The organism is Pseudomonas sp. 43A, assembly GCF_013363935.1.
In the GTDB taxonomy this organism is placed as follows: Bacteria; Pseudomonadota; Gammaproteobacteria; order Pseudomonadales; family Pseudomonadaceae; genus Aquipseudomonas; species Aquipseudomonas crudilactis.
The window spans coordinates 5284819-5310082 of record NZ_CP054880.1 but is presented as its reverse complement, the minus strand read 5'-3'; the positions used below and the strand labels follow the sequence as shown (position 1 = coordinate 5310082).

22 protein-coding genes are annotated in these 25264 nt (G+C 57.7%); 15 read left to right on the top strand and 7 right to left on the bottom strand.

Annotation, left to right across the window (positions count from 1 at the left end; genetic code table 11):
- Positions 1 to 10 precede the first annotated feature (10 nt).
- The 7 genes from fliN to HUW52_RS23170 all read left to right on the top strand — a co-directional run bounded on the left by fliN (position 11) and on the right by HUW52_RS23170 (position 4245).
- Positions 11 to 460: a flagellar motor switch protein FliN gene (gene fliN, locus HUW52_RS23200; RefSeq protein ID WP_007920031.1), complete on the top strand. Its 450-nt coding sequence runs from the start codon at positions 11 to 13 to the stop codon at positions 458 to 460.
- Positions 461 to 913 carry a flagellar biosynthetic protein FliO gene (gene fliO / locus HUW52_RS23195; protein ID WP_175555001.1) on the top strand — a complete coding sequence of 151 codons (453 nt, stop codon included), beginning with the start codon at positions 461 to 463 and terminating at the stop codon, positions 911 to 913.
- Positions 913 to 1671, top strand: a complete 759-nt coding sequence (fliP, locus tag HUW52_RS23190; RefSeq protein ID WP_016984314.1) for a flagellar type III secretion system pore protein FliP — start codon at positions 913 to 915, stop codon at positions 1669 to 1671. The genes fliO and fliP overlap by 1 nt, the downstream gene beginning before the upstream one ends.
- Complete coding sequence (gene fliQ / locus HUW52_RS23185; RefSeq protein WP_007920026.1) at positions 1668 to 1937, top strand: flagellar biosynthesis protein FliQ; 270 nt, start codon at positions 1668 to 1670, stop codon at positions 1935 to 1937. The genes fliP and fliQ overlap by 4 nt, the downstream gene beginning before the upstream one ends.
- A 3-nt stretch (positions 1938 to 1940) precedes the next feature.
- Complete coding sequence (gene fliR, locus HUW52_RS23180) at positions 1941 to 2726, top strand: flagellar biosynthetic protein FliR (protein WP_016984315.1); 786 nt, start codon at positions 1941 to 1943, stop codon at positions 2724 to 2726.
- A gap of 3 nt (positions 2727 to 2729) precedes the next feature.
- Positions 2730 to 3869 carry a flagellar biosynthesis protein FlhB gene (gene flhB, locus HUW52_RS23175; protein ID WP_175555000.1) on the top strand — a complete coding sequence of 380 codons (1140 nt, stop codon included), beginning with the start codon at positions 2730 to 2732 and terminating at the stop codon, positions 3867 to 3869.
- Between the two features lie 139 nt (positions 3870 to 4008).
- Positions 4009 to 4245, top strand: a complete 237-nt coding sequence (locus HUW52_RS23170) for a hypothetical protein (protein WP_095122673.1) — start codon at positions 4009 to 4011, stop codon at positions 4243 to 4245.
- A gap of 263 nt (positions 4246 to 4508) precedes the next feature.
- On the opposite strand, the gene HUW52_RS23165 is transcribed toward HUW52_RS23170, so the two are convergent.
- From HUW52_RS23165 to HUW52_RS23150, 4 genes are all read right to left on the bottom strand, one after another.
- The gene (locus HUW52_RS23165; protein WP_175554999.1) at positions 4509 to 4868 is read right to left on the bottom strand and encodes a DUF6124 family protein; all 360 of its coding nucleotides are present in this window, start codon (positions 4866 to 4868) and stop codon (positions 4509 to 4511) included.
- Positions 4869 to 5392: 524 nt separating this feature from the next.
- Positions 5393 to 8443, bottom strand: a complete 3051-nt coding sequence (locus tag HUW52_RS23160) for a hypothetical protein (protein ID WP_175554998.1) — start codon at positions 8441 to 8443, stop codon at positions 5393 to 5395.
- A gap of 236 nt (positions 8444 to 8679) precedes the next feature.
- Entirely contained in the window at positions 8680 to 9039 is a 360-nt protein-coding gene (locus tag HUW52_RS23155) for a DUF6124 family protein (RefSeq protein ID WP_175554997.1), read from the bottom strand.
- Positions 9040 to 9706: 667 nt separating this feature from the next.
- On the bottom strand, positions 9707 to 11278 hold the full coding sequence (locus tag HUW52_RS23150; protein WP_175554996.1) for an Ig-like domain-containing protein: 1572 nt from the start codon (positions 11276 to 11278) through the stop codon (positions 9707 to 9709).
- Positions 11279 to 11464: 186 nt separating this feature from the next.
- On the opposite strand from HUW52_RS23150, the gene HUW52_RS23145 reads away from it, so the two are divergent.
- On the top strand, positions 11465 to 11719 hold the full coding sequence (locus HUW52_RS23145) for a hypothetical protein (protein ID WP_175554995.1): 255 nt from the start codon (positions 11465 to 11467) through the stop codon (positions 11717 to 11719).
- A 39-nt stretch (positions 11720 to 11758) separates the two neighbouring features.
- Here HUW52_RS23145 and HUW52_RS23140 read toward each other — a convergent pair whose 3' ends face one another.
- The 3 genes from HUW52_RS23140 to HUW52_RS23130 form a co-directional block, all read right to left on the bottom strand.
- Positions 11759 to 12118: a DUF6124 family protein gene (locus HUW52_RS23140; RefSeq protein WP_175554994.1), complete on the bottom strand. Its 360-nt coding sequence runs from the start codon at positions 12116 to 12118 to the stop codon at positions 11759 to 11761.
- Between the two features lie 754 nt (positions 12119 to 12872).
- On the bottom strand, positions 12873 to 15182 hold the full coding sequence (locus tag HUW52_RS23135) for a hypothetical protein (RefSeq protein WP_175554993.1): 2310 nt from the start codon (positions 15180 to 15182) through the stop codon (positions 12873 to 12875).
- A 193-nt stretch (positions 15183 to 15375) separates the two neighbouring features.
- Complete coding sequence (locus HUW52_RS23130; RefSeq protein ID WP_175554992.1) at positions 15376 to 15735, bottom strand: DUF6124 family protein; 360 nt, start codon at positions 15733 to 15735, stop codon at positions 15376 to 15378.
- Positions 15736 to 16370: 635 nt separating this feature from the next.
- Here HUW52_RS23130 and flhA point away from each other — a divergent pair.
- From flhA to HUW52_RS23095, 7 genes are all read left to right on the top strand, one after another.
- The gene (gene flhA / locus HUW52_RS23125) at positions 16371 to 18500 is read left to right on the top strand and encodes a flagellar biosynthesis protein FlhA (protein ID WP_016987472.1); all 2130 of its coding nucleotides are present in this window, start codon (positions 16371 to 16373) and stop codon (positions 18498 to 18500) included.
- A gap of 11 nt (positions 18501 to 18511) precedes the next feature.
- Entirely contained in the window at positions 18512 to 19852 is a 1341-nt protein-coding gene (gene flhF, locus HUW52_RS23120; RefSeq protein WP_016987473.1) for a flagellar biosynthesis protein FlhF, read from the top strand.
- 116 nt (positions 19853 to 19968) lie between these two features.
- Positions 19969 to 20799 (top strand): flagellar synthesis regulator FleN, encoded by an 831-nt coding sequence (fleN, locus tag HUW52_RS23115; protein ID WP_003222917.1) that lies wholly within the window; start codon positions 19969 to 19971, stop codon positions 20797 to 20799.
- Positions 20796 to 21536 (top strand): RNA polymerase sigma factor FliA, encoded by a 741-nt coding sequence (gene fliA, locus HUW52_RS23110; RefSeq protein WP_007920004.1) that lies wholly within the window; start codon positions 20796 to 20798, stop codon positions 21534 to 21536. The genes fleN and fliA overlap by 4 nt, the downstream gene beginning before the upstream one ends.
- A 166-nt stretch (positions 21537 to 21702) precedes the next feature.
- Positions 21703 to 22074 carry a chemotaxis response regulator CheY gene (locus tag HUW52_RS23105; protein WP_161986607.1) on the top strand — a complete coding sequence of 124 codons (372 nt, stop codon included), beginning with the start codon at positions 21703 to 21705 and terminating at the stop codon, positions 22072 to 22074.
- A gap of 18 nt (positions 22075 to 22092) precedes the next feature.
- The gene (locus tag HUW52_RS23100; RefSeq protein WP_007920000.1) at positions 22093 to 22881 is read left to right on the top strand and encodes a protein phosphatase CheZ; all 789 of its coding nucleotides are present in this window, start codon (positions 22093 to 22095) and stop codon (positions 22879 to 22881) included.
- 54 nt (positions 22882 to 22935) lie between these two features.
- Entirely contained in the window at positions 22936 to 25215 is a 2280-nt protein-coding gene (locus tag HUW52_RS23095; protein WP_175554991.1) for a chemotaxis protein CheA, read from the top strand.
- Positions 25216 to 25264 lie beyond the last annotated feature (49 nt).

Genomic DNA, 25264 nt, shown 5'->3' with positions numbered 1-25264 from the left:
AGGACAAATGATGAACGACGATATGAACGCCCAGGACGACCAGGCACTGGCTGACGAATGGGCTGCTGCCCTGGAAGAAACCGGTGATGGTCAAGCTGACATCGACGCCTTGCTGGCCGCCGACGCAGCCAGCGGCTCGCGTCTGCCGATGGAAGAGTTCGGCAGCGTGCCGAAGAACAACGATCCGGTAACGCTGGACGGCCCGAACCTGGACGTGATCCTCGACATCCCGGTATCGATCTCGATGGAAGTGGGCAGCACCGACATCAACATCCGCAACCTGCTGCAACTCAACCAGGGTTCGGTGATCGAGCTTGATCGTCTGGCCGGTGAGCCGCTGGACGTGCTGGTCAACGGCACGCTGATCGCGCACGGTGAAGTGGTAGTGGTCAACGAAAAGTTCGGCATCCGCCTGACTGACGTGATCAGCCCAAGCGAACGCATCAAGAAGCTGCGCTGAGTGAAACGGTTTCTCTGGGCTTTGCTGGCATTGCCATTGAGCGTGCTGGCCGCCGAGCCAACGACAGCCACCACAGTGCCTGCCGCCACCGCGCCGATGGTCAGCAGCGGCGTGGCCGGGCAACTGACGCAATTGGTGTTCGGCCTGTTGCTGGTGCTGGGGTTGATCTTCTTCCTCGCCTGGCTGTTGCGCCGCGTGCAGCAGGCAGGGCCGGCGGGCAAGGGGCAGGTAATCGAGCTGATCGGTTCGCGCGCGCTCGGGCCGCGTGACCGGTTGATGCTGGTGCAGGTCGGTAACGAGCAGATTCTGCTCGGCCTCAGCCCCGGCACGATCACCGCGCTGCACGTGCTCAAGGAGCCCGTTGAAGTGCCCGGCACCAGTGAAAAAGCGACCCCGGAATTTGCCCAGCACCTGCTGAAAATTCTCGGCAAGGATCAGAAGGATAAGAAGTAATGGGTGCGTTACGCATCGTCTTGACGCTGGCCCTGATGCTGGCCGCGCCACTGGCGTTCGCCGCCGATCCGTTGTCGATCCCGGCGATCACGCTGGGCACCAACGCCGACGGCGCGCAGGAGTATTCGGTCAGTCTGCAGATCCTGCTGATCATGACCGCGCTGAGCTTTATCCCGGCGGCGGTCATCCTGATGACCAGTTTCACCCGAATCATCATCGTCTTCTCGATCCTGCGTCAGGCCCTCGGTCTGCAACAGACGCCGTCGAACCAGATCCTCACCGGCATGGCGCTGTTCCTCACCATGTTCATCATGGCCCCGGTGTTCGATCGGGTGAACAAGGACGCGCTGCAACCGTATCTGGCGGAAACCCTTACCGCCCAGCAAGCGGTAGAAAAAGCTCAGGTGCCGATCAAGGACTTCATGCTCGCGCAGACCCGCACCAGCGATCTGGAGCTGTTCATGCGTCTGTCCAAGCGCACCGACATCGCCACTCCGGATCAGGCACCGCTGACCATTCTGGTGCCGGCGTTCGTCACGTCCGAGCTTAAAACCGCGTTCCAGATCGGCTTCATGATCTTCATTCCGTTCCTGATCATCGACCTCGTCGTGGCCAGTGTGCTGATGGCGATGGGTATGATGATGCTCTCGCCGCTGATCATCTCGCTGCCGTTCAAAATCATGTTGTTCGTGCTGGTCGATGGCTGGGCGCTGATCATCGGCACCCTGGCCAGCAGTTTTGGAGGTGTCTCGCCATGACGCCGGAAGTTGCGGTCGATATCTTTCGTGAAGCCCTTTGGCTGACCACATTGATGGTCGCGATTCTGGTGGTGCCGAGCCTGTTGGTCGGCTTGCTGGTGGCGATGTTCCAGGCTGCAACGCAGATCAACGAACAGACGTTGAGCTTCCTGCCGCGTCTGCTGGTGATGCTGGTGACCTTGATTGTTGCCGGGCCGTGGATCGTGCAGACGTTCATGGAATACATCATCCAGTTGTACAAAAACATCCCGATGGTCATCGGCTAAGCCATGCAATCGCTGCTTCAGCTGACCGACACCCAGATCAGTTCCTGGGTGGCCTCGTTCATGTTGCCGCTGTTTCGCGTCGCGTCGATGCTGATGGTGATGCCGGTGTTCGGCACGACGCTGGTGTCGCGGCGGATACGCCTGTATTTCGCCGTGGCCATCACCGTGTGCATTGCCCCGAGCCTGCCGCCAATGCCAGCGGTCAGCCCGCTGGACCTGAGTGGCTTGATGTTGATTGCCGAGCAGATCCTCGTCGGTGCCGTGCTTGGGTTTTCTCTGCAGCTGTTTTTCCAGGCCTTTGCCGTGGCCGGGCAGATTGTCGCGATCCAGATGGGCATGGGTTTCGCCTCGATGGTCGACCCGGCCAACGGTGTGTCGGTGGCGGTGATCGGGCAGTTCTTCACCATGCTCGTGACGTTGCTGTTCCTGTCGATGAACGGCCACCTGGTAGTCTTCGAAGTCCTCACTGAAAGCTTTACCACGCTGCCGGTCGGCAGTGGGTTGATGACTGCGCATTACTGGGAGCTGGCTGGCAAACTCGGTTGGGTACTGGGGGCGGCGCTATTGTTGGTGTTGCCGGCGGTCACTGCGCTGCTGGTGGTCAACATCGCGTTTGGCGTGATGACCCGTGCCGCGCCGCAACTGAACATCTTCTCCATCGGTTTTCCGCTGACCCTGGTGCTCGGCCTGTTCATTGTCTGGGTCGGTCTGGCGGACATTCTCAATCAGTACCAGCCGCTGGCCACTGAAGCCTTGCAGCTGTTACGCGAACTGGCACGGGCGCGCTGAGTCATGGCAGAGAGCGAAAGCGGTCAGGACAAAACAGAAGACCCCACGGAGAAACGTAAAAAGGACTCCCGTGAGAAGGGCGAGATTGCCCGTTCCAAAGAGCTCAATACCCTCGCCGTGATGATGGCCGGTGCCGGCGCGCTGCTGGTGTTCGGCGGCATGCTGGCCGAAGACCTGATGGAGCTGATGCGCCTGAACTTCACGCTGTCGCGTGAGGTGATCATGGACCAGGGGTCCATGGGCGCATTTTTGTTGAAGTCGGGTCAGATGGCACTGGTGGCCATTCAGCCGTTCATGATCACGCTATTGCTGGCGGCCCTGATCGGGCCGATTTCCCTCGGTGGCTGGCTGTTCGCGGCCGGTTCCATGGCGCCCAAATTCAGCCGGATGAACCCGGCGGCGGGCCTGAAACGGATGTTTTCGTTCAAGTCCGTGGTTGAACTGCTCAAGGCGCTGGCCAAGTTTCTGATCACCTTGGGCGTGGCGTTGGTGGTGTTGTCGTCGGATGTCGATGACCTTCTGCGGATCGCCCATGAGCCGCTGGAGTCAGCGATCATTCACAGCGTCACGTTGGTCGGCTGGAGCACGTTGTGGCTGGCCTGCGGCCTGATCATCATCGCCGCTGTCGATGTGCCGGTGCAGCTCTGGGAAGCCCACAAGAAACTGCTGATGACCAAGCAGGAAGTGCGCGACGAGCACAAGGATCAGGAAGGTCGCCCGGAAGTCAAACAGCGCATCCGCCAGACCCAGCGCGAAATGTCCCAGCGCCGCATGATGGCGGCGATTCCCGACGCCGACGTGGTCATCACCAACCCGACCCACTACGCCGTCGCGCTCAAATACGATTCCGAGAAGGGCGGCGCGCCGATACTGCTGGCCAAGGGCAGCGACTTCCTCGCCCTGAAAATTCGCGAAATCGCCGTGGCCAACAACGTCATGCTCCTCGAATCGCCGGGGCTGGCGCGCTCGATCTACTACTCCACCGAACTCGACCAGGAAATCCCCGGCGGCCTGTACCTGGCCGTCGCGCAAGTCCTGGCCTACGTCTACCAGATCCGCCAGTACCGCGCCGGCAAGGGCAAACGCCCGGATCCGCTCAAGGACGACTTGCCGATTCCGCCGGACTTGCGCCGCGATTCCTGACGTTGCGGCGAAGCCATTTGTCTGCGCTCTCCCATGACTGTCAACTCTGACAGGTGCAGTCGCCGTGATTTTGCAGTTTGATGCAAGGTGCAGCCGCGCACTGACGCGGTCAGGCAGGCGAGTGCAAGGGAGCAAGGCAATGAAAGGTATTTTCAGCAGCTACGATGAAAAAACCGGAAGAGGCACCATCACGCCGAAGCAATCGGGACGATCCCTTTCCTTTGCCGAAGCCACGGGTTTTTTTCTGACGGCCAAAGAATACCGATTCAGCATTCCATTGCCCGATGCCTTGCAGGCGAACGTCAAAGTCGGCAACGAGGTCGAGTTCGAATTGCCCAAGAGCAAGAATGGAAAAGTAAAAATCCTCCGGTATTGAGCACTCCATCACCCTCACTACTAACACGGCTGAAACGAAAAAACCGCCGCCCCGATTCAACGGAGCAGCGGTTTTTTATGCCTGAAGACATGTGTGGGCTGTGAGGCCGCCTTCGTCGGATCGCCGCCCGGAGCAAGCCTGCTCCCACAGGTTCGTCTGTGGATCAGGGGGTTGTGAACGGCGCAGATCCCTGTGGGAGCGGGCTTGCCCGCGAAGACGTCAGCAGCCACAACACCTCACTCAAGGCTTGTCACAGATCCCTGCTACTGCGGCAACTCCAGATTATCCATCACCCGATTCACCGCCAGTTCGCCGAGCATGATCAGTTGCGCGATCCCCAACAGCGTCCTGCGCTGCGACGCCGGTACGAGATGGGCGAAGTCATGGGCGATGGTTCTGGCCGAAGCGAGTGTTTCGCTGGCATCGGCCAGCAGCTCTTCGTTTTTGAAGTCTGCGGTGACGGCGTACATCCGGCGGGTTTTGCGGGGCGGTGGCGTGGAGCCGGGTGGGCAGAGGTAGTGATCGAGGGCGCGGTCGGCGGCTTCGTGGAGTTTTTTGGAATCGAGGGATTCGTAGGGGGAGGTGGTGTCGGTTTCGGGTGGGTTGGGTGTTGGTTTGATCATCGGTAAAGCCTCTAGAGTAGTGAAGCTGCCACCGTTCGCTGCTAACGAGGGAGGTGGCGGCTGTACGCGGGTTAGCAGACCAGGACTCTAGAACCCGGCGCACCGAAGTGCCCCACGCAAAGCCGCCATAACGGCTACGGACTTTGTGCGTCTAGAGATAACCCGGGCTGCTAAACCCGATCGCTGAAGTAATCAGCGACCGAACCACAATAGAACCCGCCCCCAAGGCGCACAAGCCGGCGGATTCTGGCGTAGCTGTAGGCAAAGGCGCAAGGATGTGTAGCCTGGAAGGCGTGTCTGAAGGTGTCTTTTAAACGCCCGAGTTTAAAAGGCGATTTGCGCTGACTTCACTGGCCCCTTCGCGAGCAAGCTCGCTCCCACATTTGGAACGAACGCGTTCCCCGTGTGGGAGCGAGCTTGCTCGCGAAAGAGCCATCCCGGTCAGCAGAAAAATCTGGATAAGCCCCACTGTTTAACTCACTGGTTAAATAAAGCTGTCTCCTATCTTTACTTAATTGCAAGTATTACTTGTCTATAGATATTTCATCTATGAGCATTACATTTGCTCCATTGATTTTGGGTGTAATCTCAAAAAAATATATATGTTTCCCAATAGGTGCGCTGTATTTAAAGATATGTTTTCCATCGCCTGGAATGTATGGCTTAACCTCTATTATCTTTCCTTCAAGATCAAAGAAAGTGATAATACCTTCTATTGTTGCGCTGGATCCGCGTACTGTGGTGAATTCAATTTTTGTAGCCAGACCCTCCCAGCTGAATCTTGTTAGGCTATCAGCACCAAGTTTCATGGTTTTTAGTCCGAGATCATATTTGTCTATTAAAACTATTCTTGTGTAAAAACGACCCTGCGTAAGCAATGTTAAAGTAAGGCCGCTCGAGAGTTTTACAGGAACATTTACAGATAATTGCTGAGGTGTAGTAGCTTCAAAGTCTTCATATATTATTAGTTTACTGTTCTTTAGGGTGTAAGGGCGCTGCGGAAAGCCTACCGCCGTCCCTATACTGGATATCCCATCAAAGTTGACCGCCACATACACCCGAATTTCCGTGTCGTGGGCAAGTTTGTCCAGGAAGCTGCGTGGCAGTGCACCACCTTGAGGTCCCATGGTAGTAATCGACACCCCTTTATGAATCTGCTCGATTTGCGTCGCACCGTTTTCGTCAATCCCTTCACAACGTACCCAAAATTTCTGCCCCACCGCAATCAATGGCCAAGCGTTGACCAGTACTTGGGTATCCCCGTCAAAACTGGTCAGATCCAGGGTATCGTCCTCTTCGTTAGCATCGATAATGCTCGGTTTGGACAACTCGGGATGTTCAGCCGGGATCGTCTGCACGTTGAGGGCAAACTCACCTGACTTGTACGGCGACCCGTTACGAATCACGGTGTAGAACACCGTCACCGTCTTACCCAGATTGAAGGCCACCACCGTGTTGGGGATGGGGATCTCCTTTTCGCCCACCGTTCCCACTTCCACCGCTGTCGAAGTGTGCGAACCGCCGTCCGGTGTGCCGGTCGCGCCGGTCCAGGTCACGCTGATCTGGTCGGTGCTTGCCATGCCGGTGTAGTGCGGAACGACCACGGTCAGGGTGTCCTTGGCGGCGAACGGATTCAGGCTGTTGCTGCCAGCGGCTTCTTTGAGTGACGGTTGCAGCGGTGTCGCCAAAGCCTTCACGGTATAAACGCGTGATGGGAAAACCACCGCTTTGCTTTCATCCGTACTGCCATCGAAACCAACCTTGAACTCGATCCGCAATTTGGCCCCATCGGCCAATTTGTTGAGTTCGGTCATCGGCGTATATGGCTGCATACCACCGGGTACACCATCAGGTGGGATGACGGCGCCGTTGTAGGTGGTGCTGATTGGTGTTGGATTGCCTTCCACAAAATAGCGCAGCCACAGCGTTTGCTTGAGTGCGAGAAGCAGCCACGCGGCAATTCGTGTGCGCGGCTGGCCGGGCAGCGTGGTGACATCCAGCTCTGCACTGGTGATGCCATTGATGACCGGATCGGGCAGCCGATTGTCCTCGTTTTTTATCGGCAGCACCGCCAGGGTGCGGGTTTTCGAGTCTTTCGGATCATCGCTGCCGCGAGCCACGGTGTAGCTCACTGTCACCGATTGGCCGAGGTTAAAAGCAATCACAGTGTTATCAAGCGGAATGTCCTGCGCGCCTAACGTACGTACCGTCCACGGGGCTGTGATATGCGAGCCGCCTTCGGGTGTTCCCGGGGCGCCGCTGAAAGTGACGATGATCTCGTCATCCAACAGCATGCCGACATAGTCGACCACGGCGGTGAGGGTGTCTTTGCCGGCAAACGGGTCGAGGCTGGTACCGTTCGGCGCTTCCTTGATGCTGGGTGGCTTCAAGTCCAGCCGCACACCGGTAACTCTAGCGTGTGCCACTTGTGAGTTGCCCGCCAGATCACCATTAGGCTTGCGCAGTTCATAAGTGACGGTGACGTCACTGCCAGCGAAAACCTTGTCGTTGGGTACCTCAAGGAACAGGGTTTGTTTCACTCCGAACGGATCCGCTTCGACTTTGCCGGGGACAGTCACCACTACGTCGGCGGGTTGGCCCGTGTTAGTCGCGGTATAGGTCGCGATAACGTCGTAGCCCACGACAAAACGGTTATCGGTCGTCAGCACCACCACCAATAAAGGATTACCGGCCAGTTTTTCCAGATCGATGATACTTGCGTCATCACCGGGAAAATCCTCTTTGCGTTCCAGCAAAATCGGCATCGGTAACCGAGTGCCATCCAGATCCTCATCCACGCTATGCACCGGCGACCACGGTGCGTCGGTGTCCGGGCCGTTGCCGATCTGGTCGGTGACGGTGTAGGAGAAATGCAGTTTTTTATCCAGACGTTTCGCCTTGTCGAGATAGGCGCGGGTGATGGTGAAGCAAATGGTGATAGGGGGTTCGTCACCGGGATTCGGCGGTTGCGGCGCCTGATTCGGATTGACCTTGGGCTTGGGGTCCAGCAGTTCGCCGTTGCACTTGAGGGTGATGAGGTCGTACGCCCGGCAATACGGATAGGCCACGCACACTTCGGCGCTGACGAAGTCCGGGCCGACGCCGTCCTTGATCACATCGGGCAATAGCAATTTGAGTTCGGAGTGGCCACCGGGGTCGGTCAGACGATCTTTGAAGCCGGGGCGGATGCGGTTATAGAGGATTTCCAGCGATGGGGTGGAAGTGCCTCGATTGGCGCTCCCACGCCTGACGGTGTAGTAAAGCTTGTTGACCTTGTCCGGATGCAGTCGACCCTTGGGGATGCGCAACGTGGTGCGCACGTTCGGATCCTCAATGGTCTTGCTGTCCAGTACGGTCACTTCATCCTCAAGCCAAAGCTCCATGACATCGTCGGGATCCATGGTGCCCGACAACGGTGGGTCGACGAGGACAACGGCGCCTTCACCGTCAGTGACAAGGTCATAAGCCACCAAGGGCACGCCAATATGTGCGCCTACCACGAGCTTGGTCTGGCCGTTGATCATCGGCGGTCTCAGGACGAGGACGGTGTTGTCCGGTGGGGTTGAGGTGGTCACGGATGAGGCTCCTGCATGGTGGGAACGGGCAGGGGTTATCAGAGCGCTTAATTGGAGATTGCGCACCTGTCAGATCTGACAGGTGGCGACATGTCTCAGACGAATGGTCATTGAGTGAATAAAAAAACCGCCGTCCCGGTTGCTTTGGAACGGCGGTTTTTTTGGGGGAAGATATTGCCTGGGAGTCAGCTTTCGCGAGCAGGCTCGCTCCCACAGGGATCATGGGTCAGAGGGCGCTACTGCGGCAACTCCAGATTATCCATCACCCGATTCACCGCCAGCTCGCCGAGCATGATCAATTGCGCGATCCCCAGCAGCGTCCTGCGTTGCGACGCGGGTGTGAGGTGGGCGAAGTCGTGGGCGATGGTTCTGGCTGAAGCGAGTGTTTCGCTGGCATCGGCCAGCAGTTCTTCGTTTTTGAAGTCGGCGGTGACGGCGTACATCCGGCGGGTTTTACGAGGTGGTGGGGTGGAGCCGGGTGGGCAGAGGTAATGGTCGAGGGCGCGGTCGGCGGCTTCGTGGAGTTTTTTTGAGTCGAGGGATTCGTAGGGCGAGGTGAGATCGGTTTCGGATGGGTTTGGCGTTGGTTTGATCATGGTGAAGCTCCTTTGAAGTGGAGCCGCTACAACCTGTCGCTAAACAGGAGGGTGGCGGCTGTACGCAGGTTAGCGAACCGGTCAAAGGCACCCGGCAGACCCGAAGGTCTCCCGCATACAGCCACCATGACGAAATCGCGAAAATACAGATCCGCAACGAAGCCAGGAACGCTGATGCACCTTTGACTTGAGTTCGAGTCGCTAAACCCGATCGCTGATTCGTCAGCGACCAACCCACAATAGAACCCGACCCCAAGGCGCACAAGCCGGCGGATTCTGGCGTAGCTGTAGGCAATGGCGCAAGAATTTGTAGCCTGAAAGGCGTGTCTGAAGGTGTCTTTTAAACACTTAAGTTTAAAAGGAGAAAAGTCGGGCGATTGTCTGGGTGAAAACGTGGAATGCCCCGATAATCCTTGCGGTTATAGTCTTAAATACTGCCCAACGATTGCTGTGAATCGAGATTAAATGAAAAAAACCGCACTCCCTTTTGCTAGGAGTGCGGCTTTCAGTGGTCGGCTGGTAAATAAATGCGTCCTCTTTCTTTCCGTTCATCGAAAGAACGCCAGCTTTAGGAGCAAACCTCACCCGCGTCCTCGGACGTGGATGAGGTGGATTAACGTTTTTTCGTATTAACCTATTGGCTATTTATGGGGTGATGGCTCGGCGATTATGGTACTAAACATACGAGTAAGATGGTGTTGATGTAGTTGTCGGGCGTTGGATTGTTTATTCCGTCTTTTATCCACCATACCCCTGTCTCGTCGCCGCCCCCGTCCAAGTAGTCAATATAGTGCCCTGGGCGACGGTGTGGGGGTACTGTTGGTCGGTTGAGGAGGGGTGCGATGCTAATGCCCCTCCCGCCGTCCCAATCGGGGGATCCGACCCTGGTGTATTTAGCTAATAATGCTATGTCATCGCGCCCGATGAGGGCGCCCCCTAGAGATTGTCTCCACGCTAGGGCTTGTGCCGCGGTGTAGCCTCCGCCCGGGTACTTTATTAGCCTAATTACATTGTGCACGGTTACCTCGTAGCTGGCGTCGCGTCCCAGGCTGTCGGTCACATAGATACGGGTCGTTCCGTTCCACTCACTCCGCACGCGCCCTGTCGTCTCCTCAACCGAAGCGATGCCACTGTCGCCTGACCTATAAGTGTACGGGGGGACGCCACTTAACGGGGTTCGGTCGGCTGTGGTGCCGAAGGGGTCCTTTCCGGTACGAATCCATCTGGGGCCGGAATTCGCGATGGAAAGGTTGCGACCAGATATTACTAAAGTTGAGGTTTCTATGATGAGCGCGGGGGCCACCGTAAGGGTTCGCGCGGCAGAAGTCTGCCCAGTACCATACAACGCCTTGGCGGTAAAGCTGTGGGCTGCCACAGCCAGGGCACTGATGAGCAGCGTCCAGACACCGGTTGTGGGATCTGCAGTTGCCGGACCTTTGGAGACAGTGCCGTCAAAGATTTCGACTTTCTGGCCTTTGGCCGCGCTGCCGCTGAGGGTGACGGCCGTTTCCACCGTGACCCCGGCTTGAGGGATTTCGACACCGCTGGGAGAGCCTTTGACCGATGTCAACGTCGGAGCAGTGGCGGCTTCGCCAATTCGTGTTCTCAACACTTTCGAAAACATCAATCGCTCACCACTTCCCGATTTGTATACGGTGTAATTGATCAGGGCATCGGCACCGCGATTGGTTGTGCGCCAGTCCGGAGGAAGTGTGAACGTCGAGGGGACGCCGGTCTGAACAGGTTGTGATTGACTTTGCCAGGTCGTGTTGGCTGTCGCGCGGATGCGGACCGTGTAGCCGGTCGTCATACCCGTATAATGCGCACCAATGGTTGTCTGGTCGCTCGACAGCGTCGGTGCCAGTAAATCGAATGCTTGAGGAAGGATGTGCAACAGCAAGTATCGAGAAGCAATCAAGGTACCACCCGGGGCAGTGCGGACCGTGTAAAAAACTTTCACGGTATGACCAATGCTATCGATTACCTCCATGCGTGGGGTGAGGATGTTGAGGGCGCCTGGTGTTACCACCGTGACCACCTCTGAGTGATAGGTGTACCGAGGGTTTTCCCAAGTCATGCGAACCGTATGACCACGCGCCATGCCGGTGTAATGTGGAATTTGAACGGTGACGTGTCGGGCGAAATAAACATTATTGAAATCGAATTGATCACCCGCGGAGCCATGCGCTTCAAGTACCTTCGGCGCCGCTGGATCGGTGACTGCTGAAACTGAGTTCATGAGGTGTCTCCTGCGTTTGAGTGATTGCCTGGAGGGCCTCATTGAATGCAGGAAGTACACTGTTGCACCACTGTCAAATCTGACAGGTAGTCGAGTATTTCCGATGGGCGGTTGGCCTTTCTCATTGGGAAGAGTGACGAGAGACCGTTGGTTCGGGCTTGGCAAGAACCCGCCTGAGCAAGGTCTGTGGCCAGTTTCTGCATCTACTTTATCGCTCCCGCGCAGAGCGTGAGAACGATCATCGGGGGGAGGACGCTACTGCGGCAACTTCAGATTATCCAGCACCCGATTCACCGTCAGATCGCCGAGCATGATCAATTGTGCGATGCCCAGCAGCGTCCTCGCCGGATCGGCGGCCTGGTTCCTGACTTTACTGTGATGCAACAAAAAACCGCCGCCCTGATTGAGCGGGGCGGCGGTTTTTTATGCCTGAACCATTGAAAGCCCGGCTCTTGCAGAGGTCGCTGTGGCGGGTACAGATCAGGTCGACAACTCCAGATTATCCATCACCCGATTCACCGCCAGTTCCCCAAGCATGATCAGCTGCGCGATCCCCAGCAGCGTCCTGCGCTGCGACGCGGGTATGAGGTGGGCGAAGTCATGGACGATGGTTCTTGCAGAAGCGAGTGTTTCGCTGGCATCGGCCAGCAGTTCTTCGTTTTTGAAGTCGGCGGTCACGGCGTACATCCGGCGTGTTTTACGCGGCGGTGGCGTGGAGCCGGGTGGGCAGAGGTAATGGTCGAGGGCGCGGTCGGCGGCTTCGTGGAGTTTTTTTGAATCGAGGGATTCGTAGGGGGAGGTGGCGTCGGTTTCGGGTGGGTTGGGTGTTGGTTTGATCATGGTAAAGCTCCTTGAGAAATGGAGCCGTCAACTTTCGCTGCTAAACGAGGAGGTGGCGGCTTGTGCGCGGGTTAGCAGACCAGGCTCAAGGATCCCGGCGCACCGAAGTGCCCCACGCAAAGCCGCCATAACGGAATGGCGATACTCGCGTGCCTTGAAAATTGCCGAGCTGCTAAACCCGATCGCTGATTCGTCAGCGACCGACCCACAATAGAACCCGACCCCAAGGTGCACAAGCCGGCGGATTCTGGCTTGGCTGTAGGCAATGGCGCAAGGATTTGTAGCCTGAAAGGCGTGTCTGAAGGTGTCTTTTAAACGCCGGAGTTTAAAAGGCGATTTGCACTGACTCACTGGCCCCTTCGCGAGCAAGCTCGCTCCCACATTTGGAACGCGTTCCCCTGTGGGAGCGAGCTTGCTCGCGAAAGGGCCATCCGGGTCAGCAGAAAAATCTCGATCAAGCTCCGCTGTTTAAATCACTGGTTAAATAAATCCGTCCCCTTTGTTCGCCGTTGTTCGGTCCTCTTTGCTCCTGGCTGTAGGCAATGCTGCAAGGTTTTGTAGCCTTATTACGTGTCTGAGCGTGTCATTCAAACGTTGGTGCTTAAAGTCCAAAGATCGCAGTCTTCAGGTTTACAAAGTTACGTATTTCCATGTGGGAATTGCTGAAAGCTGCGATCTCTTTGCGCTTCAAAACTAGTTAAATATTCCGCATAAAATTTGCGCTAAATAAAAAATTATTGTCTGGTTAAAGTGGTTACTCCCACAAAATGTTGTCAATCCAAATTCCACCATAGATTTCTGGACCTACCAATATTTCTACGTAAGCGATGGACGTTCCAGTCAGCGCTGTATATGAGGATGTATGAACACTCTCATGAGTCACCGGGATTTGCGCCGCATGTAAGGTTTCCCCTTTTGAGTCGCAGAACTTTATGAGTGTGCCGTCTCTATATACACTACTGAACTCGACGCTCATCTTTTGTGCAAGTCCATCGAGATCAAGTCTGAATAGTGAGGAACGGTCTGCAAGTAGTGTCGCGAAGCCGAACTTCATATGAAAACTTTGAAGATGAATTATACGTATTTGATATAATGACCCAGAGCTGTCTCTAATGACGTGCACTGTAAAGCTGTTGTCAAGTTTTACAGGAGCGTTTTGTATAAATGTTTGCTGTGATCTGCCTTCCCATGTTTCAAGTCCAGAAGTTTTTTTCAGCTTTCGAAGAGTGAGCGAGCGTTTTGGGCACGCTACTCTCTCTGCCAGATTATTGTCAGGGGTGAAGTCTATAGTAAGTGTCGCTGTTATTTTGCTCTCATTTTTTAATTTAAGGAGTTCGCTCCTTAGTAAATCGGACTTCACTCCATTAGTTAGATCATCATCGATGACGGTGTGGCTAGGCAGCAGATAAATGATATGGGGGGAGTCGTCGTCCTTAAAACCGTGTGCCGTCAACTCGACTTTTTGGCCTGCCATCATGCCTATCCACGGTGCGACTTTAACTTGGGCATCACCTTCGAAGTGAGCAAGGTTTAAATCTCCTTCATCTGTTGCCTGTGGGACTTCAGGAGTTGGTAGCCGAAGGTCTTCATCGACAATCTTCAGCACGGTAACCGTGACCGAGTCTGATTTCCCAGCCTGCCCACCATTGCGATTCAAGTTCCAGCGCAGCTCGATCACCTTTCCATGTCGAGCCGCCAGAAACGCCGCGCTCAACACCGTATCCACCTGTTTGTCGCTGTTGAACTCCACCAAAGGAAACTGCGGCGAGCCCGCCGGCGGATTAACTTCCACCAGTCGGGCGCGGTCTGTTGTCCGTGCTTCAAGGTACTCGACGCGAACGGTCACCCCGTTCGGATGGGCCAGCACATCGATTGGATCAACGGCGCCCACTAGAAACGGCGGCAGCAACCCGATGATCGGATTGCCGATGACATCGGCTTTGGCGGGGTTGGATGTCGCAAAGATCTCGCCGCCGCGTATCAGCTCATATTTTCCACGCACCGTGCTGCCAGCAATCACTTTGGCATTGGGCACCATCAGTTTGTAGGTGAACGGAATGCGCCCGACATCGGCCTCAACCGTGTGCGACACGATCGGGGCGCCGGGTTGGGTGGCGGTGTAGGTCACACGGATTTTGTCGTTGGCCTGCCATAGTGGGGCGAACGTATGCACCAGTACGGTGAGATCCTTGCTGCCCAGCTTCGTCAGATCGATGGTGCTCGGGTCATCGCTCGGATCGTCCGGGTCTTCGGCCAGATCGGGGGCGACCAGTCGGGTTTCCTTCAGGTGCACATCGACCTCCACCGTGCCCGAGTAAGGCGAGTCGGTGTCTGGCCCGTTGCCAAGCTGATCGGTGACGGTGTAGGAAAAGACAAACTTCGAATTGTCCCCGGCCTGCTGGAATACATCTTCCCCAACCATCACGCAAATTTTCGTCGGCTCGGCTGAAGGGCTGGTCGGGGCTTCAGCGGCAGTGACGGTTCGCACAACATCCTTGCCGTTGCAGTTCAAACGGATTACGTCGTAAGCCCGGCAGTAGGGGTAGGCAAAGCACACCTGCACGCCTTGTTTGGCGCGCTCGGCATCGATGCCGTCGTCGATCACGTCCTGCGGCAGGATCAGTTGCAGTCTGGAATGAGCGCCGTCACCGGGCGTGAGATCTTCTTTACCGGGGCGGATGTCGTTGTACAGCAAGGTCAGATCCGGCGTTGAGGTGCCAATGTTCTGGCTGCCACGGGTGATGGTGTAAACGAGAGTGTTGACGCCAGTGGTCAGCAGAAGGCCTTTGGGCAGGTAGAGGGTATGAACGGCATTTTCCTCGCCGGGCTGGATGGTTTTGGTGGCTTCGGTACTGGCTTTGTTCAGCACCAGGCGAATCACATCGCCGGCATCGACCGTACCGACCTGCGGAGGATCGACGGCGATGGTCAGGCCCATGGGCTTGAGGTCGTATACGTGTTTGGGTACGCCATAATGGGCGCCATCTACCGGCGTAGTCGCTTCGGGAGCGCGGGGAGGGTAAAGCGCCAATGCGGCGTTGTCGGGCGTTCGGGTTGTGGTCATGACTGACGCTCCTGAGCGGTGAAAGGGTCAGGTGTCATCAAAGCGCTTAATCGCAGATTGCACACCTGTCAGATCTGACAGGTGACGGCGGTTTTGCGACGAGTGGTCGTTTGCTGTATGAAAAGCTGTGTTGCCTGTAAGTCAGTCTTCGTGAGCAAGCTCACTCCCACAGGAGGGCATCAGTGGCGACGCGTTAATTCGGCAATTCCAAGTTATCCAGCGCCCGATTCACCGCCAGTTCCCCGAGCATGATCAGCTGCGCGATGCCCAGCAGCGTCCTGCGCTGCGACGCGGGTATGAGGTGGGCGAAGTCATGGGCGATGGTTCTTGCAGAAGCGAGTGTTTCGCTGGCATCGGCCAGCAGTTCTTCGTTTTTGAAGTCGGCGGTCACGGCGTACATCCGGCGTGTTTTACGTGGCGGTGGGGTGGAGCCGGGTGGGCAGAGGTAGTGATCGAGGGCGCGGTCGGCGGCTTCGTGGAGTTTTTTTGAATCGAGGGATTCGTAGGGGGAGGTGGGGTCGGTTTCGGGTGGGTTGGGTGTTGGTTTGATCATGGTGAAGCTCCTGGAGTCATTGGAGTTGCCAGCGTTCGCTGCGAGACGAATGAGGGGGGCAGCTATACGCGGGTCGCAGACCGGGACTCTAGAACCGGCAGACCCGAAGGTCTCCCACGTACAGCCGCCTTAAAAAAGCGGGTGTTGTGCGTCCAGAGATCGACGGGCTGCGAGACCCGATCGCTGATTCGTCAGCGACCGATCCACAATAGAACCCGCCCCCCAAGGCGCACAAACCGGCGGATTCTGGCTTGGCTGTAGGCAAAGGCGCAAGGATTTGTAGCCTTGAAGGCGTGTCTGAAGGTGTCTTTTAAACAGCTTCGTTTAAATCGAAAAATTTGTGCCGGATATAAGGGCCTCTTCGCGAGCCGGCTCGCTCCCACAAGAGACTGCATTCCAAATGTGAGAGTGAAATGCACACCAAATGTAGGCCTTCGCCTGCTCGCGATAGCGGAGTGTCAGTAGGCGAATTTGTTGGATGACACACCGCTATCGCGAGCAGGCTCACTCCTACAGGGAGCGTGTTTATCCCTTCCTGTTTCAATCCTTGGCAAAAGTTGGAAAGCTTCTTGCAGTACCCGCCGTGAGCCCGCTCTGGGCGTCAAAAGTTTGCTTTAAAGGAACGGGGAAAACCGGTGGATCGCTCTCAGTTATTCAACACTGCTCGCACAAACGTTGCCGACCTCAGTCGAGGCAATCTGGGCGTGCCGTTGCTGTTGCTGGTGATGCTGGCGATGATGATGTTGCCGGTGCCGCCGTTCCTGCTCGACGTATTCTTCACCTTCAACATCGCCCTGTCGATCGTCGTTCTGCTGGTCTGCGTTTACGCGCTGCGACCGCTGGATTTCGCCGTGTTCCCGACGATTCTGCTGGTCGCGACGCTGCTGCGGCTGGCGCTGAACGTGGCTTCGACGCGGGTGGTGATGCTCCACGGTCAGGACGGCCACGCCGCTGCCGGTAAGGTGATTCAGGCCTTCGGTGAAGTGGTGATCGGCGGTAACTACGTGGTCGGTATCGTGGTCTTCGCGATTCTGATGATCATCAACTTCGTCGTGGTGACCAAGGGTGCCGGGCGGATTTCCGAGGTGAGCGCGCGCTTCACCCTCGATGCGATGCCCGGCAAACAAATGGCGATCGACGCCGACCTCAACGCCGGTCTGATCGACCAGAACCAGGCCAAGGCGCGCCGTCAGGAAGTCGCCCAAGAGGCCGAGTTCTACGGTTCGATGGACGGTGCCAGCAAGTTCGTCCGTGGTGACGCCATTGCCGGCCTGCTGATTCTGTTCATCAACCTTATCGGCGGGATGGCCGTCGGTATCTTCCAGCACAACATGAGCTTCGCCGACGCCGGCAAGGTTTACGCGTTGCTGACCATCGGTGACGGTTTAGTGGCGCAATTGCCATCACTGTTGTTATCTACAGCCGCGGCGATCATGGTGACCCGTGCTTCCGGTTCGGAAGACATGGGCAAGCAGATCAATCGCCAGATGTTCGCCTCGCCGAAAGCGCTGGCGGTGGCGGCAGGGATGATGGCGGTCATGGGCCTGGTGCCGGGTATGCCGCACTTCTCGTTCCTGACCATGGCCGCGCTGGCCGCTGGCGGTGCCTACCTGTTCTGGAAAAAGCAGAACGTTGCCAAAGTTGTGGCGCTGGAAGAGGTCAAGCGTCAGCAGGAGCTGCTGCCGTCGCCGGCCCGTGCCATGGAAACCAAAGAGCTGGGCTGGGACGACGTGACGCCAATCGACATGATCGGTCTGGAAGTCGGTTATCGCCTGATCCCACTGGTGGATCGCAATCAGGGCGGGCAATTGCTGGCGCGGATCAAGGGCGTGCGCAAGAAGCTCTCGCAGGATCTGGGCTTCCTGATGCCGACCGTGCACATTCGCGACAACCTCGACCTGGCGCCAAGCGCCTATCGCCTGACCCTGATGGGGGTGATCCTCGCCGAAGCCGAGATCTATCCGGATCGCGAACTGGCGATCAACCCGGGCCAGGTGTACGGCACGCTCAACGGTATCAACGCCAAAGATCCGGCTTTCGGCCTGGAGGCGGTGTGGATCGAAATTAGCCAACGTGCGCAGGCACAATCGCTCGGTTACACCGTGGTCGACGCCAGCACCGTGGTCGCGACGCACTTGAACCAGATTCTGTACAAGCACTCCAGTGAGCTGATCGGCCACGAAGAAGTGCAGCAACTCATGCAATTGCTGGCCAAAAGCTCGCCGAAACTGGCTGAAGAACTGGTGCCGGGCGTGGTGTCGCTGTCGCAACTGCTCAAAGTGCTACAGGCGCTGCTGGCCGAACACGTGCCGGTGCGCGATATCCGCAGCATTGCCGAAGCCATCGCCAACAACGCGGCGAAGAGTCAAGATACCGCCGCGTTGGTGGCTGCTGTGCGGGTCGGCGTATCCCGCGCCATCGTCCAAAGCATTGTAGGTACTGAGTCGGAGCTGCCTGTGATCACCTTGGAACCAAGGTTGGAACAAATATTGCTCAATAGTCTGCAGAAGGCAGGACAAGGCTCAGAAGAGGGCGTTCTGCTGGAGCCAAGCATGGCCGAGAAGCTGCAACGTTCGCTCATCGAAGCGGCGCAGCGTCAGGAAATGCAAGGTCAGCCGGTGATCCTTTTGGTCGCTGGCCCGATCCGCGCGATGCTCTCGCGCTTTGGCCGCCTCGCAGTCCCTGGATTGCATGTGCTGGCCTACCAGGAAATACCGGACAACAAGCAAGTGACCATCGTTGCGACAGTAGGGCCCAACGGCTGAGGTAGTGGTTTATGCAAGTTAAGCGTTTCTTTGCCGCCGATATGCGTCAGGCCATGAAGCTGGTTCGTGATGAGCTGGGCGCTGATGCCGCCATCATTGGCAACCGCCGCATTGCCGGCGGTGTCGAGCTGACGGCGGCACTGGATTACAAACTGTCGGCGCTGGCGCCACGGGTTCCGAACATGGAGCTCGAAGACGAACTGCGCAAGACCCAATCGCGCATTGTCACCGCCCAGGCCGAACTGAGCCTGCGTGGCGAAGCCGACGGCAATAGCAATCGCCAGATCTTCGCCGGGCTGCCGTTGACGGCTGGCCTGCCGCTGACTGCCGCTGAACCGCTGAGCGAGCCGACTTACGCCGCCCCGGCGCGTCCAGCCCCGGCGCCTGCGCAGTCCTCCGGCGGTGTTGATCCGCGCGCACTGGATTCGATGCGTTTCGAATTGAACAGCCTGCGCGAGCTGATGGAAGTTCAGCTCGGCACCCTGGCCTGGAATCAGCTGCAAGGCAGCCGTCCGGCGCAAGCCAACCTGTATCGCCGTCTGCAACGTATCGGCCTGTCCGGTCCGTTGTCGCGTGATCTGCTGGCGATGATCACTGATATCGAAGAACCGCGTCAGGCCTGGCGCATGCTCCTCGCGCATCTGGCACGGATGATTGCCGTACCGGAAGTCGAGCCACTGGAAGAGGGCGGTATCATTGCCATGGTCGGCCCGGCCGGCATGGGCAAGACCACTACACTCGCCAAGCTTGCCGCGCGTTATGTGCTGAAATACGGCGCGCAGAATGTTGCGCTGGTGAGCATGGACAGTTTCCGCATCGGTGCGCAGGAACAACTGAAGACGCTGGGCCGCATTCTCAATGTGCCGGTGACCCACGTCGATCCGGGCCAATCGCTGGTGCAGGCGCTGGATCCACTGCTGCGCAAACGCGTGGTATTGATCGATACTGCCGGCCTGCAAGCCAGCGATCCAGCCCTGCGCATGCAGCTGGAAAGTCTGGCCGGACGTGGCATTCGTTCAAAAAATTATCTGGTCTTGGCAACCACCAGCCAGAAACAGGTTCTAACCGCCGCTTATCACAGTTACAAGCGTTGCGGGCTTGCCGGCTGCATCCTGACTAAACTGGATGAAACGGCCAGCCTTGGCGAAGTGTTGAGCCTGGCGATCAGTCATGAATTGCCGGTCGCGTACCTGACCGATGGCCCACGGATTCCGGATGATCTGCATCTGCCGCGCCGTCATCAACTGGTCAGCCGCGCCGTCAGCGTGCAAATGCAGGAAGAACCCAGCGAAGAAGCCATGGCTGACATGTTCGCTGATATCTATCACAGCCCGACCAAGCAGGTAGGCTGAGGTATTCATGAACAGTTTTTGTACCTACATCGATGGTCTGCCATGCATTGTTCCGGTTGTGAACGCGCAGCCAGTAATGTGGCCTCCGTCTATGCAAGACAAGGTAAAGAAATAACATGGGCAGCATGCATCCCGTACAGGTGATCGCGGTGACCGGCGGCAAAGGTGGCGTCGGCAAGACTAACGTGTCAGTGAACTTGTCTCTGGCGCTGGCAGAGCTTGGCCGTCGGGTCATGCTGCTGGACGCCGATCTGGGACTGGCGAACGTCGACGTTTTGTTGGGTCTGACCCCTAAACGCACACTGGCCGACGTGATCGAAGGCCGTTGCGAATTGCGCGACGTGCTGTTGCAAGGCCCCGGCGGCATTCGTATCGTCCCGGCCGCGTCCGGCACACAGAGCATGGTTCACCTGAGCCCGGCGCAACATGCCGGCCTGATTCAGGCGTTCAGCGACATCGGCGACAATCTCGACGTGTTGGTGATCGACACCGCTGCGGGTATTGGTGACTCGGTAGTCAGTTTTGTACGTGCAGCCCAGGAAGTGTTGCTGGTGGTCTGCGACGAGCCAACCTCGATCACTGACGCCTACGCGCTGATCAAACTGCTCAACCGCGATTACGGCATGAACCGTTTCCGCGTTCTGGCCAACATGGCGCAGAGCCCGCAAGAAGGGCGCAACCTGTTCGCCAAGTTGACCAAGGTCACGGATCGCTTCCTTGACGTCGCTCTACAATACGTCGGCGCCGTGCCTTACGACGAAAGCGTGCGTAAAGCGGTGCAGAAGCAGCGCGCGGTGTACGAAGCCTTTCCGCGTTCCAAGTGCGCACTGGCGTTCAAGGCGATCGCGCAGAAGGTCGACACCTGGCCGCTGCCCGCCAACCCGCGTGGCCACCTTGAGTTTTTCGTCGAGCGCCTCGTGCAGCAAACGGCAGGGCCCGTGCTATGACCGCTAGCGGTATGAACTACTACAAGAAGTCGGCACGCGACGCTCAGTACGAGCTGATCGAGCGTTACGCGCCGCTGGTCAAACGCATTGCCTATCACTTGCTGGCGCGCTTGCCGGCCAGTGTGCAGGTCGAAGACCTGATCCAGGCCGGGATGATCGGCCTGCTCGAAGTCTCGACCAAATATGACGCCAGCAAAGGCGCCAGTTTCGAAACATACGCGGGCATACGAATCCGCGGCGCGATGCTCGACGAAGTGCGCAAAGGGGACTGGGCGCCACGCTCGGTTCACCGCAATACCCGTATGGTCAGCGACGCAATTCGCTCAATTGAAGCTAAAACCGGCCGTGACGCTAAAGATCACGAGGTTGCAGCCGAACTCCAATTGAGTCTCGACGATTACTACGGGATTTTGAATGACACCTTGGGCAGCCGCCTGTTCAGTTTCGACGACCTGTTGCAGGACGGCGAACACGAAGGGCTGCACGAGGATGGCGCGAGTGCTCATCTTGAGCCGTCACGCGATCTGGAAGATGAACGTTTCCAGGCCGCGTTGGCGGACGCGATTGCCAATTTGCCGGAGCGTGAGCGACTGGTGTTGGCGCTGTACTACGACGAAGAGCTGAACCTCAAGGAGATCGGTGAAGTCCTTGGCGTCAGTGAATCGCGGGTCAGCCAGTTACACAGCCAGTGCGCGGCCCGTTTGCGGGGGCGTTTGGGGGAGTGGCGAGCGCGCTGAAGGCAGTGTGGGGACACTGCGAACGAGGCTGGTGCGGTGATGAACGGCACCGGTCTTGCTCTGTTGTGCTCCAGACAGTCTTCGAGTGCTGCGCCGATTGATTGAAGTGGCGCGTCCAGGTGCTGGGCGCGTTTAAGACTGCTTGGAGGTCGAATTGAACAAAGACATGAAAATCCTCATCGTTGATGACTTCTCAACGATGCGGCGGATCATCAAGAACCTGCTGCGTGATCTTGGGTTCACCAACACCGTCGAGGCTGACGATGGCGTGACTGCCATTCCAGTGCTCAACAGCGGAAGCATCGACTTTCTGGTAACGGACTGGAACATGCCGGGCATGACCGGTATCGACCTGCTGCGCCACGTGCGTGCCGATGAAAAACTCAAGCACCTGCCCGTGCTGATGGTGACTGCAGAAGCCAAGCGCGAGCAGATCATTGAAGCCGCTCAGGCCGGTGTAAACGGCTACGTAGTCAAACCTTTCACGGCTCAGGCGTTGAAAGACAAAATCGAGAAGATTTTCGAACGCATCGGCTGATGAACGCGCGGGGGAGCTATGGAGCATAACGAATCTTCACAGGGCGATTTCGAGTCGACCCTGAAAAAACACGCGGTCGAACTGGTCGAAAGCCTTGAAAAAGGCAGGTTCGGCGACGCTGTGCAACTGATCCATGAGCTCAATCAGACCCGTGACCGTGGCCTGTACCAGGAAGTGGGCAAGCTCACACGTGAATTGCACAGTGCGATCGTCAACTTCCAGATCGACCCGAACATGCCGCAGGCCGAGGAAGTGTCGCAAATCACCGACGCCACCGAACGCCTGGGCTATGTGGTCAAGCTGACAGAAGCCGCGGCCAACCGCACCATGGATCTGGTGGAAAGCGCCACGCCGGTGGTCAACAGTCTGGCTGACGAAGCCCAGACGTTGAGCGCCGATTGGGGTCGCTTCATGCGTCGCGAGGTCGGGGCTGAAGAGTTCCGTGAACTGGCGCGCCGGGTTGACGGTTTTCTGTCACGCAGCAGCACGGACAACCGTGCGGTGTCGAGCAATCTCAACGACATCCTGCTGGCCCAGGATTACCAGGACCTGACCGGTCAGGTGATCAAGCGTGTGACCCAACTGGTCACCGAAGTCGAAAGCAATTTGCTCAAGCTCGTGCTCATGGCCAGTCAGGTGGACCGCTTTGCGGGCATCGAACATGACCGCGCCGCGATGCTTGCAGAAAAAGATCCACAAAAACATCTCTCGCAGGGTGAAGGTCCGCAGATTCATGCCGATAAACGAGAAGACGTTGTGTCCGGTCAGGACGATGTGGACGATTTGTTATCCAGCCTCGGGTTCTAGAGTTTTGGAATTTTAGGTTTTTTGGGTTTTTAGACCTGTAGGAGCACCCCATTAATGAGCTTCGGCGCCGATGAAGAGATCCTTCAGGATTTCCTGGTTGAGGCCGGCGAGATTCTTGAGCAACTGTCCGAACAACTGGTCGAGCTGGAAAGCCGCCCGGATGACGCAGATCTGCTCAACGCAATTTTTCGCGGTTTCCACACTGTAAAAGGGGGCGCCGGCTTCCTTCAGCTCAATGAGCTGGTGGAGTGCTGTCACATCGCCGAAAACGTGTTCGACATCCTGCGTAAGGGTGAGCGTCGCGTTGATGCAGAACTGATGGACGTTGTCCTCGAAGCACTGGACGCGGTGAACAGCATGTTCACTGAGGTTCGTGAGCGTGCTCCGATCACCGCCGCCACCCCGGAACTGCTGGCTGCCCTGGCGCGCCTGGCCGAACCGCAATCGGCGGACGCAGCCCCGGCTTCGCCGGTGGCCGAGATGATCGAAGAACTGGTCGTCGAAGGCGACGCGTCGGGCGACATCACCGATAACGAATTTGAACAACTGCTGGACTCGCTGAACGCCGTCAAGGCTGAAGCTGAAGCCCCGGCCGCTGCCGCACCTGCGCAAACGGCCGCTGAAGCCGCGAGCGATGAAATCACCGATGCCGAGTTCGAGTCGTTGCTCGATCAACTGCACGGCAAGGGCCAGTTTGCGGTGGACGCGGTTGCGCCAGCGGCGGCAGCCCCTGCGGCTCCGGCCAAGGGCGACAGCTCTGACATCACCGACGACGAATTCGAAGCCTTGCTCGATCAGTTGCATGGCAAGGGCAACTTTGCCGTGGATGCGCTGGAATCGGCGATTGCCTCGGCACCTGCGCCAGCCGCACCGGTTGCGGCGGCGGCCGGCAGCGATCTGATCAGCGATCACGAGTTCGAATCGCTGCTCGACGAACTGCACGGCAAAGGCAAGTTCTCCGAAGTCGGCACCGCTGCTGCTGGCAGTGCTTCGACTGTCGCCACGCCTGCTGCCAAGGCACCGGCCGCTGCTGCAGCGCCCAAGCCTGCCGCCAAGCCTGAGCCGAAAGCCGAAGCGCCGAAACCGGCCGCTGCTGCTCCGGCTCCGGCTCCGGCTCCGACCCGTGCGCCGGCGACACCGCCACCGGAAAAACCGGCGAGCGAAGCCGAAACCACCGTGCGCGTCGACACGGCACGTCTCGACGAAATCATGAACATGGTCGGCGAGTTGGTGCTGGTGCGTAACCGTCTGGTGCGCCTGGGTCTGAACAGCGGCGATGAAGCCATGCAAAAGGCCGTGTCGAACCTCGACGTGGTCACCGCTGACTTGCAGACCGCCGTGATGAAGACGCGGATGCAGCCGATCAAGAAGGTCTTCGGGCGCTTCCCGCGTCTGGTTCGAGATCTGGCGCGTCAGTTGAAGAAAGAGATCAATCTGGAACTGGTGGGTGAAGAAACCGACCTCGACAAAAACCTTGTCGAGGCCTTGGCCGACCCGCTGGTCCACTTGGTGCGCAACGCTGTCGACCACGGCATCGAGTCGCCGGAAGAACGCGAAGCGTCGGGCAAGGCCCGTGGCGGCCGTGTTGTTTTGGCTGCCGAGCAAGAGGGTGACCATATCCTGCTGTCGATTTCCGATGACGGTAAAGGCATGGACCCGAACGTCCTGCGTGCCATCGCGGTAAAACGCGGGGTGATGGACAAGGACGCGGCCGATCGCCTCAGCGATACCGAGTGCTACAACCTGATTTTCGCCCCGGGTTTCTCGACCAAGACCGAGATCTCCGACGTGTCCGGCCGTGGTGTCGGCATGGACGTGGTGAAGACCAAGATTTCCCAGCTCAACGGTTCGATCAACATCTACTCGACCAAGGGCCAGGGCTCGAAAATCGTCATCAAGGTGCCGCTGACCCTCGCGATCATGCCAACCCTGATGGTCATGCTCGGCAATCAGGCGTTTGCGTTCCCGTTGGTCAACGTCAACGAAATCTTTCACCTCGACCTGTCGACCACCAACGTCGTCGACGGTCAGGAAGTGGTGATCGTGCGGGACAAGGCGCTGCCATTGTTCTACCTCAAGCGCTGGCTGGTCAGCTCCGCCGCTCACGAAGAGCAGCGTGAAGGCCACGTGGTGATCCTTTCGGTGGGCACTCAGCGGATCGGCTTCGTCGTCGATCAACTGGTCGGCCAGGAAGAAGTGGTCATCAAGCCATTGGGCAAAATGCTGCAGGGCACTCCGGGCATGTCCGGCGCCACCATTACCGGTGACGGCCGCATCGCGCTGATTCTCGATGTTCCAAGCATGCTCAAGCGTTACGCCGCACGGCGTATTTGAATCCGGGGCGGCGGGGCGACAACGTCCCGCTGCACCTAATGGAGTGTTT